Raw genomic sequence first — 15,942 nt, 5'->3', positions numbered from 1 at the left:
CCGCGCCGAACGGCCCCCATATTCCAGAGCGGACGGCTTGCCGATGACGGGAGCCAGCCTCCACTTGCGCGCCATGCCGGACGGGTGCCGCGCCAACAGGAGAATTTGTCGATGGACATGGAAAAATATACCGAGCGGGTGCGCGGCTTTATCCAGGCTGCCCAGACCGCCGCAACGACGCGTGATCATCAGCAGTTCACGCCCGAGCATCTCCTGAAGGTGCTGGTCGACGACAGCGAGGGCATGGCTGCAGGCCTGATCGAGAAGGCCGGCGGACGGGCGGCGGATGTGCGGCTGGCGGTGGATGCGGCGCTGGCAGCCATGCCGAAAGTCTCGGGTGGCAACGGGCAGATGTACCTGTCGCAGCCGCTGGCGAAGATTTTCGCCACCGCCGAGGAGATCGCCAAGAAATCGGGCGACAGCTACGTCACCGTCGAACGGCTGCTTCTCGCGCTCGCCGTCGAGAAGTCGGCGAAGACCGCGGCGATCCTCGAAAAGGCCGGCGTCACTGCGGCGGGCCTGAACGAGGCGATCAACGATCTGCGCAAGGGGCGTACGGCTGACTCCGCTTCGGCGGAACAAGGCTATGACGCGCTGAAGAAATATGCCCGCGACCTGACCAAGGATGCGCGCGAGGGCAAGCTCGACCCGGTGATTGGCCGCGACGACGAAATCCGCCGCACCATCCAGGTTCTGTCGCGCCGCACCAAGAACAATCCCGTGCTGATCGGCGAACCCGGTGTCGGCAAGACCGCCATCGCCGAAGGCTTGGCCCTGCGCATCGTCAACGGCGACGTGCCGGAATCCTTGCGCGACAAGCAGTTGATGGCGCTCGACATGGGCTCGCTGATCGCCGGTGCGAAGTATCGCGGCGAGTTCGAGGAGCGGTTGAAGGCGGTTCTGTCCGAGGTAACCTCGGCGGCCGGCGGCATTATCCTGTTCATCGACGAAATGCACACCCTCGTGGGCGCGGGCAAGGGCGACGGCGCGATGGACGCCTCCAACCTCCTGAAGCCGGCGCTGGCCCGCGGCGAGCTGCACTGCGTCGGCGCGACGACGCTCGACGAGTATCGCAAGCATGTCGAGAAAGACCCGGCGCTCGCCCGGCGATTCCAGCCGGTGTTCGTCTCTGAGCCGACGGTCGAGGACACGATCTCGATCCTGCGCGGCCTGAAGGAGAAGTACGAGCAGCATCACAAGGTGCGGATTTCGGACTCGGCGCTGGTCGCGGCGGCACAGCTGTCGAACCGCTACATTACCGACCGCTTCCTGCCGGACAAGGCGATCGACCTGATCGACGAAGGCGCGGCGCGCCTGCGCATGCAGGTGGATTCCAAACCCGAGGTGCTCGACGAAATCGACCGCCGCGTGATGCAGCTGAAGATCGAGCGCGAAGCCTTGCGGCGCGAGGATGATGACGCCTCGCGCAACCGGCTGGAGCGGCTGGAGGGAGAGCTCGCCAACCTCGAGGAAGAGTCCGACCGGATCACCCAGACCTGGCAGGCCGAGAAGTCGAAGCTCGGCCTCGCCGCGGACCTCAAGAAGCGCCTCGACGAGGCCCGCAACGACCTTGCCATCGCCCAGCGCAAGGGCGAGTACCAGCGCGCCGGCGAGCTTGCCTATGGCGAGATCCCGCAGCTCGAGCGCGAGGTCGCGGAGGCTGAGGCGCATGAAGTCGGCGGTGCCGCCTCGATGGTTGAGGAGACCGTGACGCCCGACCATATCGCGCAGGTCGTCTCCCGCTGGACCGGCATTCCGGTCGACCGGATGCTCGAGGGCGAGCGCGACAAGCTGCTGCGGATGGAGGACGCGATCGGGATGCGCGTCGTCGGCCAGGGCGAAGCGGTGCAGGCGGTGTCGCGGGCGGTACGCAGGGCGCGGGCCGGCCTGCAGGATCCGAACCGGCCGATCGGCTCGTTCATCTTCCTCGGGCCCACCGGCGTCGGCAAGACCGAGCTCACCAAGGCGCTGGCGCAGTTCATGTTCGACGACGAGACCGCGATGGTGCGGCTCGACATGTCGGAGTTCATGGAGAAGCATTCGGTCGCCCGGTTGATCGGCGCCCCTCCCGGCTATGTCGGCTACGAGGAGGGCGGCTCGCTGACCGAGGCGGTGCGGCGCCGGCCGTATCAGGTCGTCCTGTTCGACGAGATCGAGAAGGCGCATCCCGACGTCTTCAACGTGCTGCTGCAGGTGCTCGACGACGGGCGCCTCACGGACGGGCAAGGGCGGACGGTCGACTTCCGCAACACGCTGATCATCATGACCTCGAACCTCGGGGCGGAATACCTCACGAGCCTGCCGGACGACGTCGACACCGACAGCGTGCGCGAGCAGGTGATGCAGGTGGTGCGCTCGGCCTTCCGGCCGGAGTTTCTCAACCGCGTTGACGAGACCATCCTGTTCCACCGCCTGAAGCGGGCGGAAATGGGCGCGATCGTCGACATCCAGCTGAAGCGGCTGGAGAAGCTGCTCGTCGACCGCAAGATCGTCATCGACCTCGACGATGGCGCCCGCGCCTGGCTTGCCGAGCGCGGCTACGACCCGGCCTATGGCGCGCGGCCGCTGAAGCGGGTGATCCAGCGCGAGGTGCAGGACCCGCTGGCCGAGAAGATCCTGCTCGGCGAAATCCGGGACGAGTCGGTGGTCAAGATCACCGCCGGCGCCGACCGGCTGGGCTTCTACGTCGTCGGCTCGAAAGCCGGCGTCGCCGGGGACCGGGTCGCTGCGTAAGCGGCTGCTTTGTCAAAGTGATTAGAAAAGGGCGGCCGAAGGGTCGCCCTTTTTGTGTTTTCCGGCAGATGCCGTCAGCCGTTCGGGCCGCGCATGGCCGCCGCTTCAGCCTGCTCCGGTGCCGGGCCGGTACCGACGGCACGGTTGACGAGGACGGTGACGACCCAGAGGCCGACGCCGATGGCGAGGAGAATGCCGGCGATCGAGTATTGCACCGGGTCGCGGCCGGTCCAGGGGCCGGCGAAGAAGGCGCAGGCGATGGCGCCGAGGATCGGCAGGACGGTCGGCGTGCGGAAATGCGCGTGCTCGACGGGGTCCTTGCGCAGCACCAGGACAGCGATGTTGACCACGGTGAAGACGCAGAGGAGCAGCAGCGCCGTCGTGCCACCGAGCGCCGGCACCTCGCCGACGAAGGTGATGAGGCCGAAAGCCAGCAGCGTGGTGAAGCCGATGGCGATGTAGGGCGAGCGGCGCGTGGCGTGCACCTTGCCGAGCGCTGCCGGCAGGACATGCTCCCGGCTCATGCCGTAGACGAGACGGCTCGCCATCAGCATGTTGATGAGGGCCGAGTTTGCGACCGCGAACATGGTGATGAAGCCGAAGATCCAGAGCGGAAAGCTCGGCGCGCCGGCCGAGACGACCTTCAGCAGCGGCGTCTCGCCCTCGCCGAGATCCTCCGGCGAGACCAGGGTGATCGCCGAGATCGAGACGAGCACATAGATGACGCCGGTGATGACGAGGCCGGCGAGGAGAACTTTCGGGAAGATTTTCGAGGGATCCTTGCATTCCTCGGCCATGTTCACCGAGTCCTCGAAGCCGACCATGGCGAAGAAGGCGAGCGTGGTGGCGGAGATGACCGACCAGAAGACAGTCGAATCCGCGGCGCCACCGAACTGCATGACCCGCGAGACGTCGCCCTGGCCAAGGCCGATCGCCCAGAGACCGATGAAGATGATGATGAGGAGGCCGGTCAACTCGACGACGGTGAGGACGACGTTCGCCTTCACGCTCTCGCCGACGCCGCGAAAGTTGACGACGGCGACGATCGCCATGAAGGCGAGACCGATCAGCGTGATGCCGATACCGCCCTCGAGGCCAAGCCCCAGCGCGGTCGACATGTTGGCCGCGAAGGCCCGCGAGGCGGTGGCCGCCGAGGTGATGCCGGAGCACATCACGGCAAAGGCGACGATGAAGGTGACGAAATGGATGCCGAAAGCCTTGTGCGCATAGAGCGCAGCCCCGGCGGCTTTCGGGTATTTCGTCACCAGTTCGAGATAGCTGAAGGCGGTGATGAGGGCGACGACGAAGGCGATGAGGAAGGGCAGCCAGACGACGCCGCCGACCTGCTTGGCGACCTGGCCGGTGAGCGCGTAGATGCCGGTGCCGAGAATGTCGCCGACGATGAAGAGGAGGAGGAGCCAGGGCCCCATCACCCGGTGCAGCGCCGGCTCGACCGCGGTCTCGCCCCCGGCCGGCTGTGTGATGTCGGTCATCTCGGCGTCTCCCCTGGTCAACTATTCCTCAGCTAGGATTAGTGTCGGGCTCCAGGCCATGTCAAACGGTCAGGCCAGTGGTGACCGGGACCGAGGCGGACGGAAAAGCTACGGATCGGCGGGGGAACGCCAATCCATTCCTTGAGGAACCCTGACGCATTTCCGATCTTCTGCCTATCGTTGCACCCCTTCCCTGCCTAAGGACTCACCAGATGAAATTCGCCGCCACCCTTGCCGCCCTTCTCGCGAGCGCGGCACTCGCCAGCGCCGGAAGCCTCGAGGACGTCAAATCCAGCGGCGCCCTGCGCATCGGCACCGAAGGCACCTATGCGCCTTTCACCTTTCACGACACCAGCGGCAAGCTGGTCGGCTTCGACGTGGAGATCGGCGAGGCCGTCGCCGAGAAGCTCGGCGTCAAGGCGTCGTTCGTCGAGGGCAAATGGGACGGCCTGATCGCCGGCCTTGCCTCCGACCGCTATGATGCGGTGATCAACCAGGTCGGCATCACGGAGGAGCGCAAGGCGCGGTTCGACTTCTCCGACCCGTACATCGTCTCCAAGGCGGTCCTGATCGTCAAGGACGGCAGCCCGATCAAGGATTTCCCGGACCTCAAGGGCAAGCGTGCGGCGCAGTCGCTGACCTCGAACTATGGCAAGATCGCCGAGAGCGCCGGCGCCGAGCTCGTCGGGACCGACGGCTTCGACCAGTCCGTGCAGCTGGTGCTGACCGGCCGGGCGGACGCCACGATCAACGACAACCTGTCCTATCTGGACTTCAAGAAGAAGCAGCCACAGGCGGGCGTCGCCGTGGTCGCCACGCAGGATGATGCGGCTGCCTCCGGCATCATCGTGCAGAAGGACAACGCGCCGCTGGTCGCCGAGATCAACAAGGCGCTCGCGGCGATCAAGGCCGATGGCACCTACGGCAAGATCTCGCAGAAGTACTTCGGCGCCGACGTCTCGCAGTAACGGCTGGCGTCGCCGCCCGCCTGGCGGCACACTGGGCTCAACCACGCGGCCGACCGGCTTCCGGTCGGCCGTCTTTTCGTTTGGGGAACACGCTTGCCGCCCTTTCTGCAGCTCATGCTGGATTCGCTCTGGCCACTCGTCCGCGCCGGACTGGTTTTCTCGGTGCCGCTGGCGGTGCTGTCCTTCGTGCTGGGCATCGCACTTGGCTTCGTCACCGCGCTGACCCGGCTGTTCGCGCCGAAGCCGCTAGCCTTGCTCGCGCGGTTCTATGTCTGGTTCATCCGCGGCACGCCGTTGTTGGTGCAGCTCTTCGTCATCTTCTACGGCCTGCCGAGCGTCGGCATCCTGATCGACGCCTTTCCGGCGGCGCTGATCGGCTTCACGCTGAGCGTCGGGGCCTATACGTCGGAAGTCATCCGCGCGGCACTGACCTCGGTCTCGCGCGGGCAGTGGGAGGCATCCTACGCCATCGGCATGACCGGAAGGCAGACGCTGATGCGCACCATCGTGCCGCAGGCGACGCGGGTCGCGGTGCCGCCGCTGTCGAACTCGTTCATCTCGCTGGTCAAGGACACCTCGCTCGCCGCCGCCATCACCGTGCCCGAACTGTTCCAGCAGGCGCAGCGGATCGTCGCGACCACGTACGAGCCGCTGATCCTCTATATCGAGGCGGCGCTGCTCTATCTCGTGGTCTCCTCGGTGCTCTCGGCTCTTCAGGCGCGCCTTGAGAAGCACTACGGCCGGTATGGCGGCTTTCTGGAGACCGGCCGATGATCCGCCTTTCCGGCATCCGCAAGCGATTCGGCGAGAATGTCGTCTTGGGCGGCGTCGATCTCGACATCGCCGAGGGGAGCGTCACCGCACTGATCGGTCCCTCCGGCAGCGGCAAGAGCACGCTGCTGCGCTGCGTCAACCTTCTGGAAATGCCGGAGGCGGGAACGCTCGAGCTCGGCACCCTCCGTCTGGGTTTCGACGCCGCACACAAACCTTCGAAGGCCGATATCCTGGCGGTCCGGCGGCAGACCGGCATGGTGTTCCAGAATTTCCAGCTGTTTCCGCATCGCACGGTGATCGGTAATGTGTTGGAGGGGCTGGTCGTCGTCTCGCAATGGCCCCAGGACAAGGCCCGGGCACGGGCGATGGAGCTCTTGGAGAAGGTCGGCATGGCTGATAAGGCCGAGGCCTGGCCGGCGACGCTGTCGGGCGGCCAGCAGCAGCGCGTCGCCATCGCGCGGGCGCTGGCGGCATCGCCGAAACTGCTGCTCTGCGACGAGCCGACATCGGCGCTCGATCCGGAACTGGCGGGAGAGGTCGTCGAGGTCCTCCGCACGCTTGCCGGAGAAGGCATGACCATGCTGATGGCGACGCACGACCTGCGCCTCGCCCGGCAGATCGCCAACCGCGTCGCCTTCCTGGAGGGCGGCGGCATCGTCGAGGAAGGGCCGCCCGCTGTGCTGTTCCAGACCCCGCGGGATCCGCGCACCATGCGCTTCGTCAAGACGCTGACGGGGGCGGTGGACTGAGAATTGCGCGGAGGCCACTTCAACCGAAAAGTTCGCTATGCGACCCTATCCGTACGAGACTCAGGGTGTGCGCAGGTTTTGCGTAGATCAGAACAAGGTCGGGTTTGAGGTGGCAGTCGCGGTACCCGGACCAGTTGCCGCCGAGAGCGTGATCGTGCAGGCGTTCTGGCAATGGTGCATCGGCGACCAGTAATGCCAGGACGTCCTGCAGGATCAGGTCCAGTTTGGGATCAGCCATTCGCTGACGCTTGTAGTCACGCTTAAATCTGGCCGTTCGCTCTATCGCGCGCATTGTTTACTCGCTTGCGGGAAACGGCAGGCCGCCGATCGGCGGCGAAGAGACTGCATTTTCGGCTTGGCTCATGGAACGCGGCGAGATGTTCCAGCGCAAGACGGGTTGCCGGGAGATTTCGTAGCCATGGGGAACGTGCTCCCTGTCGGAGCGACATATTCCTTGACCATCGGCAAACGGTGGGCCATCTGGAAATCGCTACAAGGTGTAGCTACACTGTAGCCTCTTCCGGAGTGTTGGGTCATGGCGGTATCGGAAGTTGTGCGGGCGCGGATCAATGCAGATCTAAAACGGGAAGCCAGCGACATTCTTGCGCAGATGGGCCTTTCGGTGTCTGACGCCATTCGCATGATGCTGGTGCGGGTCGTAGCGGAGCGTTCGCTGCCTTTCGAGGTGCGGGTTCCGAATGACGCGACCGAGCAGGCGATGGTAGCCTCCCAGCGCGGCGAGGTCGCGCGCTTCGACAGCCTCGCGGCATTGATGGCCGATCTGAACGACGAGAAATGAACAGCTGCTAAACGACAAGGCCCCCTGCGTCGATCTGAAGTCATGCCTGCGCTATCGGCTCTCGCTACATCTCGGAGTATCACCCACGTGAAAATCGACGTTTTGGTCATCGGTGCTGGTGCCGCCGGCATGATGGCGGCCGCCGAGGCGGGCAGAAGGGGGCGGAGCGTCCTGGTGGTCGACCATGCGGCGACGCCGGGCGAGAAGATCCGCATCTCCGGTGGCGGGCGGTGCAATTTTACCAATGTGCACACCAGCCCGAAGAACTTCCTCTCCGCCAATCCGAGCTTCTGCATCTCCGCGCTGAAGCGCTATCCGGCGAGCGCCTTCATCGCCCTCGTCGAGCGCTACGGCATCGCCTATCACGAGAAGGCGCTGGGGCAACTGTTCTGCGACGGCTCGGCGGCCCAGATCGTGGCGATGCTGATGACCGAGCTGCGCGAGGCCGGCGCCGAACTGCGGCTCGGCACCTCGGCCGGTCGCATTCGCAAGACGGAAGACGGCTTCTCCGCGGTGCTGAGCCATGACAGCCGTGGCTCCGAGCCAGTCGAGTGCAGCTCGCTGATCATCGCCACCGGCGGCAAGTCGATCCCGAAGATGGGCGCCACCGGCTTCGGCTACGACGTCGCGCGGGAGTTCGGCCTGAAGGTCACGGATGTCCGGCCGGCGCTGGTGCCGCTGACGCTCGACCCGCCGACGCTGGAGCGGCTGAAGCCGCTGTCGGGCACCGCCATCGACGCGACGGTGTCGCACGGCAAGACGACGTTCGCGGAGGCGCTGCTGTTCACCCACCGCGGCCTGTCGGGACCGGCCATGCTGCAGATCTCCTCGTTCTGGCGTGAGGGCGACGAGATTTCGGTCGCGATGCTGCCGGACCGCGACGTGCTGGCGGACCTGCGCGCCGCGCGAGCGGAAAATGGCCGTCAGGCGCTGCAGACGGCGCTCGGCGCCTTCCTGCCGAAGAGCCTTGCCCAGCGCATTGCCGAGGCGCATCCCGGGCCGAAGAATCTGGCCGACTGGTCGGACAAGCTGCTGCGCGGCGTGGTCCTCGCGGTCAACCAGTGGCGGTTCAAGCCGGCTGGATCCGAGGGATATCGCACGGCCGAGGTGACGCTCGGCGGCGTCGACACCAACGAACTGGACTCGCGCACCCTCGAGGCACGCAGCGTGCCCGGGCTCTATTTCGTCGGCGAGGTTGTCGACGTCACCGGCTGGCTCGGCGGCTATAATTTCCAGTGGGCCTGGGCCTCCGGCTGGAGCGCCGGGCAGGTCGCCTGAGCAAGCTTGACGACCAGACCTGCTGGCCCGCAACGCGCGCGAACGCCGGGCAACCGGCCTTTCGCTTCGCTTGAACGAGGGGCCCACCGAGCCGCCGGGCCTCTCGCGAACGCCTTCTTCATGCCGGGTTCATTTGCGATCTGGTAACCCCCGGGACAGCTTGGGGTGCTACGGCAGCCGTTGGTGTTGGGGCGGGCCGCCTTGCTCTGCGTGGAGAGTTCAGATGAAGTCAGTCACTGTGCCGTCCGCCGTGCTCGTGGCGCTGGCGTTGTCGGCGCTCTCGTCCACGCCGTCGCTGGCACAGTATTACGAGCCGAACGATCTGCCGATCTACGACGGGAATGGCGACGATGCCGCTCCCCCGCGCCGGGCAGAGAGCTTTATCGACGAGTATGGCCGGCGGGTGACCGTCGACGCGCGCGGCCGCATCATCGGCGTCGAGCAGCCGGACCGTGGCGGCTTCCGCCCGCGCCGGAACGGCTCGGCAGGGCTGGGTGCGCCGCCCGCCGGCGATCCGAACCTCGTGCTGGAAGGCCCGGCGGACGACGTTCCCGGCATCGATCCCGGCTTCAGATCCCGCCGTGCCGATCAACGGTCCGATCCGCGCTACGACGCGCCGGTCGAGCGGGGGGCCTTGCCGGACCCGACCTATGATTCAGCCTTTCCCGAGCCAGGCGATGATGGCCTTTCCGGCGGTCAGCGCAATGCCGGCTTGCCCAGCGACTCGCAGTTGCCCGGCGACTCCCAGTTGCCCGGCGATGCCGGCGGCGCGATCGACATGCCCGAGGGCAACCCTTCGATCGTTGCTCCCAACGAGACGACGGCGCCTGAATCCCGGCCCGCACCGTCCGTTGCCGGCCCCAAGGGCAAGAACGCCTCTGTGCAGATCGCCGCACTGCAGGTGCTGCTCGACCGCGCCGGCATCTCGCCGGGCGTGATCGACGGCCGCATGGGCGGCAATGTCGACAAGGCCGTCGCCGCCTATGAGGAGAAGTTCGGCACGCGGCTCGACGCCACCAATTCGCAGTCACTTGCCGAAGAGCTGGATTCCACCGGCGGTCCCGCCATCGTCAGCTACACCATTACCGAGAAGGACATCGCCGGCCCCTACGTCGCCTCCATCCCGGACGACTATGCCGAGAAGGCGCTGCTCCCGGCGATGGCCTATACCCGCGTGAGCGAGATGCTCGGCGAGCGTTTCCACATGGACGAGAACTATCTGAAGGCGATCAACCCCGGCGCCGACTTCAACCGGCCGGGCACCATTTTGAAGGTGACCGCGGTCGGGGCGAACATCACCGAGCCGGTCGCCCGGATCATCGCCGACAAGGGCCGCGAACAGGTGCGCGCCTACGACGCGACCGGCCGGCTCGTGGCCGCCTATCCCTCGACCATCGGATCGTCCGACACGCCGTCGCCGAGCGGCACGGTCGAGGTCAGCCGCATCGCCTTCGACCCGAACTACACCTACAATCCGAAGATCAATTTCACCCAAGGGTCGAACAAGTCGATCCTGACCATCCCTCCGGGCCCGAACGGACCGGTCGGCTCGGTGTGGATTGCGCTGTCGAAGCCGACCTATGGCATCCACGGCACGCCGGAGCCCTCGAAGATCGGCAAGACCAACAGCCATGGCTGCGTGCGCCTGGCGAATTTTGACGCGCAGGAACTGGCAAAGCTGGTCAAGCCGGGCGTCACGGTCGAGTTCATCGAGTAGAGCGCGGCTGCATTTGCAGCGACAGGGATGCCGGCACCCCTTGATAAGATAAGCTGAAGACCCCGGAGCGGAGTACGCTTCTGCACGTTACTCCCTGCAAAACAGGCGGAGACAGACATGCGGCCACAGTTCATCCACTCGGCATTGATCAGCCTCCTTCTCTCCTCGGTGGCGCAGGCGCAGGCCCCTGACCCCGCTGCCGCACCGGCGCCGACAGCCATCAGCGCACCGGACCTCTCGCCGGCCGCGATCGATGCGGCGACGTTCGAGGAATGGCAGGCGCGCGTCAAAACCGCCGCCGAGGCCAAGGACGTGATCGAGGGTGAAGCGGATTCGACCGTCGACGCAATGGCCCGCGAACAGGCAGCGAAGGCTCCCGCCGCCGATCAGCAGGCGGTGGCCGTCGATCCCGGCATCGCCGAAAAGCCCGAGGATGTTCCCGATCCCTTCCTGATCCGGATGCAGGTGCTGCTCGACCGCGCGCACGCCTCGCCGGGCGTCATCGACGGCATGCCGGGCGGCAACACCGAAAAAGCGATCAAGGCCTTCGAGAAGATGCATGACCTGAAGGCGGACGGCAAAGCCGATCCTGAGTTCTGGGCCGCGCTCTCTGCCGATACCGCCAAGGCCACGCAGGTCTACCGCCTGACCCAGGCCGATCTCGATGAACGTTTCGTGCCGGACTTGCCGACCGATTACGCCAAGCTCGCCAAGCTGGAATGGCTCGGCTACCGGAATGTCGCCGAAATGCTGGGCGAGCGTTTCCACATGGACGAGAAGCTGCTGCGGCGGCTCAATCCCAGCATCGACCAGCCGACCGTCGGCCAGGAAGTGCTGGTGGTCAACCCCGGCGCCGCACCGGAGGGCAAGGTTGCCAAGATCGTCGTCGACAAAAGCCTCGGCGAACTCATCGCCTATGACGAGGACGGCAAGATTCTCCTGATGGATCCCGCGACCATCGGTTCGGAAGGCACGCCGTCGCCATCGGGCACGATGAAGGTGAACGGCAGCGCGCAGGAGCCGACCTACGAGTACAATCCCGACAAGAATTTCAAGCAAGGCAAGAACGACAAGAAGCTGACGCTGCCCGGCGGCCCGAACGGACCCGTGGGCATCGTCTGGATCGACCTGTCGAAGCCGACCTACGGCATCCACGGCACGCCGGATCCCTCGAAGATCGACAAGACGGCGAGCCATGGCTGCGTGCGGCTGACCAACTGGGACGCGCAGGCACTCTCGAAGATGGTGCAGCCGGCGAAGACCGTGGTGGAGTTCAGCGAATGAGGTCGGCGTTGCGCCGCAGCGCCGCGGTTCTCGCGATCCTCAGCATTGCCGGTCTGACGGATGCGGCGCCGGCGACAGCGCAGAAACTGCCTTGGTCCGATGCCAATCCGCTGGAGCGCCTGTTCGGCAAGCCGGCACCGCGCAAGGCGACGGCCCGCCGTCACCAGTCGAAACGCTCGGCGCCCAAGGCGTCGGCGACCGGCGCCGTGCCGGTTCCCAACCAGCGCCCGGCTACGCCGTCAAATGCAGCGGTTCCCGCCGCGGCGGCAGCGACCGCTGCAGCCATTATTGCCGAGGATGCTGATGCAAAGGCGCCGGGTGCAGATGCGGCCGATACGAAGCCGCAGTCCGAGATAGTGGCCGAACAGCCGGCAACCGCTGAGGCGACGCCCGCCGTGCCGCGCGCCGAAGACGTGCCAAAGCCCGAGGCCTCCCCGGCACCTCCGGTCGAAGCGAAAGCAGTACAGGCACCGGCCGAGCCGGCAACGCCTGTCGAGCCGGAAGCAAAGTCGGAGCAGAAGCCTGCGATCGACTCCGATGCCGGCCTCGCTGAGGAAGCCGGTGCCGCTGTGACGACGACCGTCGACCCCGCGGCGACGGCGGCAAAGCCCGTGGATGAGATTCCTGTGCCTGACCAGCGGCCGGCCGCGCCTGGCGAGAAAAAGCCAGCAGTCGAGGCCGAACCGCAGAAGCCTGCCAGCCCGACGCCTTCCGAAATGAAGGCCGCGGAAAAGGATGCGGCGCCGAACTCGACGGAGAAGCTGAAGGCGCGCACGACAGCGGTCAGCCCTGCCGCCGCGGTTCTTGCGGCCGCTGCCGTGGAGGACGCCGAGGCCTGTGAGGCCGAGTTGAAGAAGCGCGGCGTCGACTTCACCGTCGACGACAGCATTTCCGAAGGCGAATGCGGGGTGCTTCGGCCGGTCGCCATTACCCGTCTGTCGTCCGGCATCACGGTATCGCCGAAGACGCAGATGCTCTGTCGCACGGCGCTGGCGCTCGACGATTGGATGACCAAGGGTGTCGTACCGGCGGCGAAGGCCGACCTCCCGGACCGCAAGCTCACCGAATTCAGGCACGCCTCGACCTATGTCTGCCGACCGCGCGCCAGCGAGAAGGGCATTTCCGAGCATGCGCGCGGCAGCGCCATCGACATCGCGTCCTTCGTTTTCGACAAGGGCGAGGAGATCGGCGTAGCGGCGAAGCCAGCGGGGAGCCCGGAGGCGAAGTTCCAGGATTCCATCCGCGCCGCGGCCTGCGGCCCGTTCAAGACGGTGCTCGGACCGGGCACCGATTCAGACCACGATACCCACTTCCACCTCGACATCGCCGCCCGCACCAACGGCGCAACGTACTGCAAGTAAGCGTCGATCGGGGCTAGCTTGCAGTGCGAGCAGGGGACTGGCTCCGCTATAACGCAGCGAACACTCTGGTGGAGAGGATGATGTCCTCTTTCAATTTGGCGTTCCGTGCTGACCTCGGAAAATTCTACCGGGCGGCAACCTTGGCGGGGTCGTCGCGGTCCATCAGCAGGTTGTCGATCCGGTCGCGTTCGCGCTTGAACACTTCGAGCTCTTCTCCCTGCAGCACGCGGCCGGAGGGCAGCTTGATGCGCATCGGGTCGAGTTTCGTGGTGTTGACCATCACCTCGTAGTGCAGATGGTTGCCGGTGGAGAGGCCGGTCGAGCCGATATAGCCGATGATCTGGCCTTGCCGGACCCGGGCGCCCGGGACAACGCCCTTGGCGATGCCGCTCTGGTGCGAATAGGACGTCTCGTAGCCGTTGGCGTGCTTCAGGATGGTCTGGCGGCCGTAGCCATTGGTCCAGCCGGCGGTCTCGACCACGCCCGATCCGGCCGCGAGGATCGGCGTTCCCTGCGGGGCCGCCCAGTCGACTCCCCAGTGCGGCCGGGTATAGCCGAGCACAGGATGCTTGCGGCCGGTGCTGAAGGGCGAGCTCATCCGCGCATTGGGGACGGGCTTCCGCAGCAGGAACTGGCGGGAGCTGCGGCCCTCTTCGTCGTAATAGTCGCTGTGATCGTCGCCCTCCGCCCGGAAGCGGTAGTATTTCTTCGCGACATCGCCGAAACCGGCTTCGACGAAGAGGATTTCCGATGCGTCGGTCGCCGACTCCTGGCCTTCTTCGAGCGAATAGAAAACGGTGAGGTGGTCCTTTGGACCAAGCCTTGCCTGGAAATCGACTTCCGAGGCGAGCATGCGGATGAGCTGCTGGCACAGGCGCTCGTTCAGGCCATAGGACAGGGCGGCCTGGTAGATGCCGTCGTAGACGCTCGGCATGTCGGCACGCTGGCCTTCGCTGGTGTTCTCATCGAAGGCGTCGGCGACGGAATGGCTGACATCCGGGGCTGCCGCCGGCTCGAAGCGCCCCGCATCGTTTTCCGCAACGGTGACGATATGGGTGTCGCCCCGATAGACCGAGAGACGGACGATCCGCCGGACGCCGCCCTCGGTCTCGGCGCCGACCCGGATGACGTTGTCGGCGTTCAATACCTTGGTCGAGAGGACGTCGGCCAGCCGCTCGGCCGGATAGCTCGCCTCGTTCTCCTCGTAGCCGGCCTCGGTGAGCGCCGACAGGATGGTCTTCTGTGTGGAGAAGGGGATGATCTCCTCGTTATAGAGCGGGATCTCCGCCGGTGCATTCGGCGCGGCGACCGAGACATTCTCCTCGATGACGCGGAAGGCCGAGCCGGGCTCGTAGTCCTGGGCGTCGCTCTCGAGCGCAAAGCGCAGCGGGTCGACCGGCTCGAGCGAAGCGACCTTGACGGGGTCGTATGACAAAGTCGGCGCGATGCCGCGCACCTGCGCCTCAGCCTGCTGGTCGTCGATCTCGCCGCTCTCGTCGAGGTCGGTAAAGTCGAACGGCTCCATCTTCAGGCTCATCTCGCTCTCGGTCTTGCCACCATAGATCTGAGCGGCATCCGCCTCGACTTCCGGCGCGGCATCGCCATCCTCGGCGAAGACCTTCATCGCGTCGAAGGCGGGGTAGTCGACATTGGTCGTGTGGCGTGCGGCGAGCGACATGTTGACGTAGGCGAAGGGGAGGGTCCGGATCACCTCGCGGTCGCCCTCGCGCGTGACGGTCGAGAGTTCGAGGGTCTGCCGGCTCTTGGTCATCGGGATGGCGGTGGCAAAGACGCGCTCGCCCTTTTCCGAGGTGGCGTCGAGCGAGGCGGCAGCAGTTGCCGCCGCGGCGGGGCTTGCCATCGTATGGCGCCCGTCGAGCGCGGCCGACAGCGCGATGCCCATGAGTGCACTCGAGGTGAGACCGGTCAGCAAGGTACCCGCCAGCCAGCGCACCGAGACCTGGCGACGGTCCGGACGCCGTCGCCGATCGGCGAGAAGCGGCGGCTCGTTTCCGAACTCGGGTCGACGGGGCGAATCCTGGCTCATTCACTTCCTTGGTTGGGTGTCATCCCGGCCATCGGCGATCATGGTGGCGAAATCGCGACCGGCGGCCGGGGCATCGCGCCGCGCCGCTGAACGAATGGGGCGATTAACCCGGCGCAGCGCGGGACTGTCAATGCTGCAGGCGGTGCGGACGGTGCTTCCCACAATGGATGCGGTCAGGAAGGGGCGACAGGATGGGAAGAGAGGAGAGGAGAGGAGAGGAGAGGGTAGAGTAGAGGGTAGAGGGTAGAGGGGTCCTCCTTCCAGTCTCGGTCCTCCAGCTGTGAGGCAATCGTCTCTGCGCGCAAAACGTCACGCGAACGGTCCCAGCGCCGATCGGGAGGGCCACCCTACGATAATGGCTGTGTTGCCTTGGAAACTTTAGCGCTTTGGTTGGACTGGCCGAAGGTCCGTTCAGAATGTTCCGCCGGCGGCAGCGCGGGTCTTTGAAAAAGCGACAGCCCGGAGGCCCTGCAGAATATGGAGTTTTCGGCTCTCTGCGACGATTTTGCGAAAAGGTCGTTGACAGAAACGAGGGCCGGGGCCTATACAGCGGACATCGAGACGGCGCGGCGCCGGGGCCAACCAGACGGGTTGGCGCAGAACTGGATCGGCCAAGTTGGTCGGTGCGGTTCCAATTGGCGCCTCTGCTGCTTGAAGATTTTACGAGGTTTGCCGAGTAGGCGGCTTCACCTGGAAGATAGCAATTACTTGCTGGATGCCAAAACGTCACCGTCAGGGT

General features: G+C 65.8%; 12 protein-coding genes. 9 read left to right on the top strand and 3 right to left on the bottom strand.

Annotated features, from left to right (window positions below; all coding sequences use genetic code 11):
* Positions 1–111: 111 nt before the first annotated feature.
* Positions 112–2,733 carry an ATP-dependent chaperone ClpB gene (gene clpB, locus ACZL02_RS10890; RefSeq protein ID WP_472939636.1) on the top strand — a complete coding sequence of 874 codons (2,622 nt, stop codon included), beginning with the start codon at positions 112–114 and terminating at the stop codon, positions 2,731–2,733.
* A gap of 74 nt (positions 2,734–2,807) precedes the next feature.
* On the opposite strand, the gene ACZL02_RS10885 is transcribed toward clpB, so the two are convergent.
* Positions 2,808–4,226, bottom strand: a complete 1,419-nt coding sequence (locus tag ACZL02_RS10885) for an APC family permease (RefSeq protein WP_472939635.1) — start codon at positions 4,224–4,226, stop codon at positions 2,808–2,810.
* 212 nt (positions 4,227–4,438) lie between these two features.
* Here ACZL02_RS10885 and ACZL02_RS10880 point away from each other — a divergent pair, with 212 nt between their 5' ends.
* From ACZL02_RS10880 to ACZL02_RS10870, 3 genes are all read left to right on the top strand, one after another.
* Entirely contained in the window at positions 4,439–5,194 is a 756-nt protein-coding gene (locus tag ACZL02_RS10880) for an amino acid ABC transporter substrate-binding protein (RefSeq protein ID WP_472939634.1), read from the top strand.
* 93 nt (positions 5,195–5,287) lie between these two features.
* Entirely contained in the window at positions 5,288–5,968 is a 681-nt protein-coding gene (locus ACZL02_RS10875) for an ABC transporter permease subunit (RefSeq protein WP_472939633.1), read from the top strand.
* A complete protein-coding gene (locus ACZL02_RS10870; RefSeq protein ID WP_472939632.1) occupies positions 5,965–6,717 on the top strand; it encodes an amino acid ABC transporter ATP-binding protein in 753 nt (250 codons plus the stop codon). Before ACZL02_RS10875 ends, ACZL02_RS10870 begins: the two co-directional genes overlap by 4 nt.
* Before the next feature lie 19 nt (positions 6,718–6,736).
* Here the strand turns inward: ACZL02_RS10870 and ACZL02_RS10865 are convergent, their stop codons facing one another.
* Positions 6,737–7,009: a type II toxin-antitoxin system RelE/ParE family toxin gene (locus tag ACZL02_RS10865; RefSeq protein WP_472939631.1), complete on the bottom strand. Its 273-nt coding sequence runs from the start codon at positions 7,007–7,009 to the stop codon at positions 6,737–6,739.
* Positions 7,010–7,252: 243 nt separating this feature from the next.
* Between ACZL02_RS10865 and ACZL02_RS10860 the strand changes: the two genes are divergently transcribed.
* The 5 genes from ACZL02_RS10860 to ACZL02_RS10840 all read left to right on the top strand — a co-directional run bounded on the left by ACZL02_RS10860 (position 7,253) and on the right by ACZL02_RS10840 (position 13,156).
* Entirely contained in the window at positions 7,253–7,516 is a 264-nt protein-coding gene (locus ACZL02_RS10860; protein WP_472939630.1) for a type II toxin-antitoxin system RelB/DinJ family antitoxin, read from the top strand.
* Positions 7,517–7,645: 129 nt separating this feature from the next.
* Positions 7,646–8,794, top strand: a complete 1,149-nt coding sequence (locus ACZL02_RS10855; protein WP_472940060.1) for a BaiN/RdsA family NAD(P)/FAD-dependent oxidoreductase — start codon at positions 7,646–7,648, stop codon at positions 8,792–8,794.
* A 223-nt stretch (positions 8,795–9,017) separates the two neighbouring features.
* The gene (locus tag ACZL02_RS10850; protein ID WP_472939629.1) at positions 9,018–10,511 is read left to right on the top strand and encodes a L,D-transpeptidase family protein; all 1,494 of its coding nucleotides are present in this window, start codon (positions 9,018–9,020) and stop codon (positions 10,509–10,511) included.
* A 117-nt stretch (positions 10,512–10,628) separates the two neighbouring features.
* Positions 10,629–11,795, top strand: coding sequence for a L,D-transpeptidase family protein (locus tag ACZL02_RS10845; RefSeq protein WP_472939628.1), 1,167 nt, complete (start codon positions 10,629–10,631; stop codon positions 11,793–11,795).
* Positions 11,792–13,156, top strand: coding sequence for an extensin-like domain-containing protein (locus ACZL02_RS10840; protein WP_472939627.1), 1,365 nt, complete (start codon positions 11,792–11,794; stop codon positions 13,154–13,156). Before ACZL02_RS10845 ends, ACZL02_RS10840 begins: the two co-directional genes overlap by 4 nt.
* A gap of 124 nt (positions 13,157–13,280) precedes the next feature.
* Here ACZL02_RS10840 and ACZL02_RS10835 read toward each other — a convergent pair whose 3' ends face one another.
* Entirely contained in the window at positions 13,281–15,203 is a 1,923-nt protein-coding gene (locus ACZL02_RS10835) for a M23 family metallopeptidase (RefSeq protein WP_472939626.1), read from the bottom strand.
* Between the last annotated feature and the right edge of the window lie 739 nt (positions 15,204–15,942).

The sequence above is a fragment of the Mesocryomonas fontinalis genome (genome assembly GCF_055730125.2).
The sequence above is the reverse complement of the archived record's forward strand: the minus strand, read 5'-3'. Positions and strand labels throughout refer to the sequence as shown.

Excerpts from the sequence above, each read along its gene's own strand:
- clpB (WP_472939636.1), top strand. The coding sequence starts at position 112 with ATGGACATGGAAAAATATACCGAGCGGGTGCGCGGCTTTATCCAGGCT.
- ACZL02_RS10885 (WP_472939635.1), bottom strand. The coding sequence starts at position 4,226 with ATGACCGACATCACACAGCCGGCCGGGGGCGAGACCGCGGTCGAGCCG.
- ACZL02_RS10880 (WP_472939634.1), top strand. The coding sequence starts at position 4,439 with ATGAAATTCGCCGCCACCCTTGCCGCCCTTCTCGCGAGCGCGGCACTC.
- ACZL02_RS10870 (WP_472939632.1), top strand. The coding sequence starts at position 5,965 with ATGATCCGCCTTTCCGGCATCCGCAAGCGATTCGGCGAGAATGTCGTC.
- ACZL02_RS10865 (WP_472939631.1), bottom strand. The coding sequence starts at position 7,009 with ATGCGCGCGATAGAGCGAACGGCCAGATTTAAGCGTGACTACAAGCGT.
- ACZL02_RS10860 (WP_472939630.1), top strand. The coding sequence starts at position 7,253 with ATGGCGGTATCGGAAGTTGTGCGGGCGCGGATCAATGCAGATCTAAAA.
- ACZL02_RS10855 (WP_472940060.1), top strand. The coding sequence starts at position 7,646 with ATGATGGCGGCCGCCGAGGCGGGCAGAAGGGGGCGGAGCGTCCTGGTG.
- ACZL02_RS10850 (WP_472939629.1), top strand. The coding sequence starts at position 9,018 with ATGAAGTCAGTCACTGTGCCGTCCGCCGTGCTCGTGGCGCTGGCGTTG.
- ACZL02_RS10845 (WP_472939628.1), top strand. The coding sequence starts at position 10,629 with ATGCGGCCACAGTTCATCCACTCGGCATTGATCAGCCTCCTTCTCTCC.
- ACZL02_RS10840 (WP_472939627.1), top strand. The coding sequence starts at position 11,792 with ATGAGGTCGGCGTTGCGCCGCAGCGCCGCGGTTCTCGCGATCCTCAGC.
- ACZL02_RS10835 (WP_472939626.1), bottom strand. The coding sequence starts at position 15,203 with ATGAGCCAGGATTCGCCCCGTCGACCCGAGTTCGGAAACGAGCCGCCG.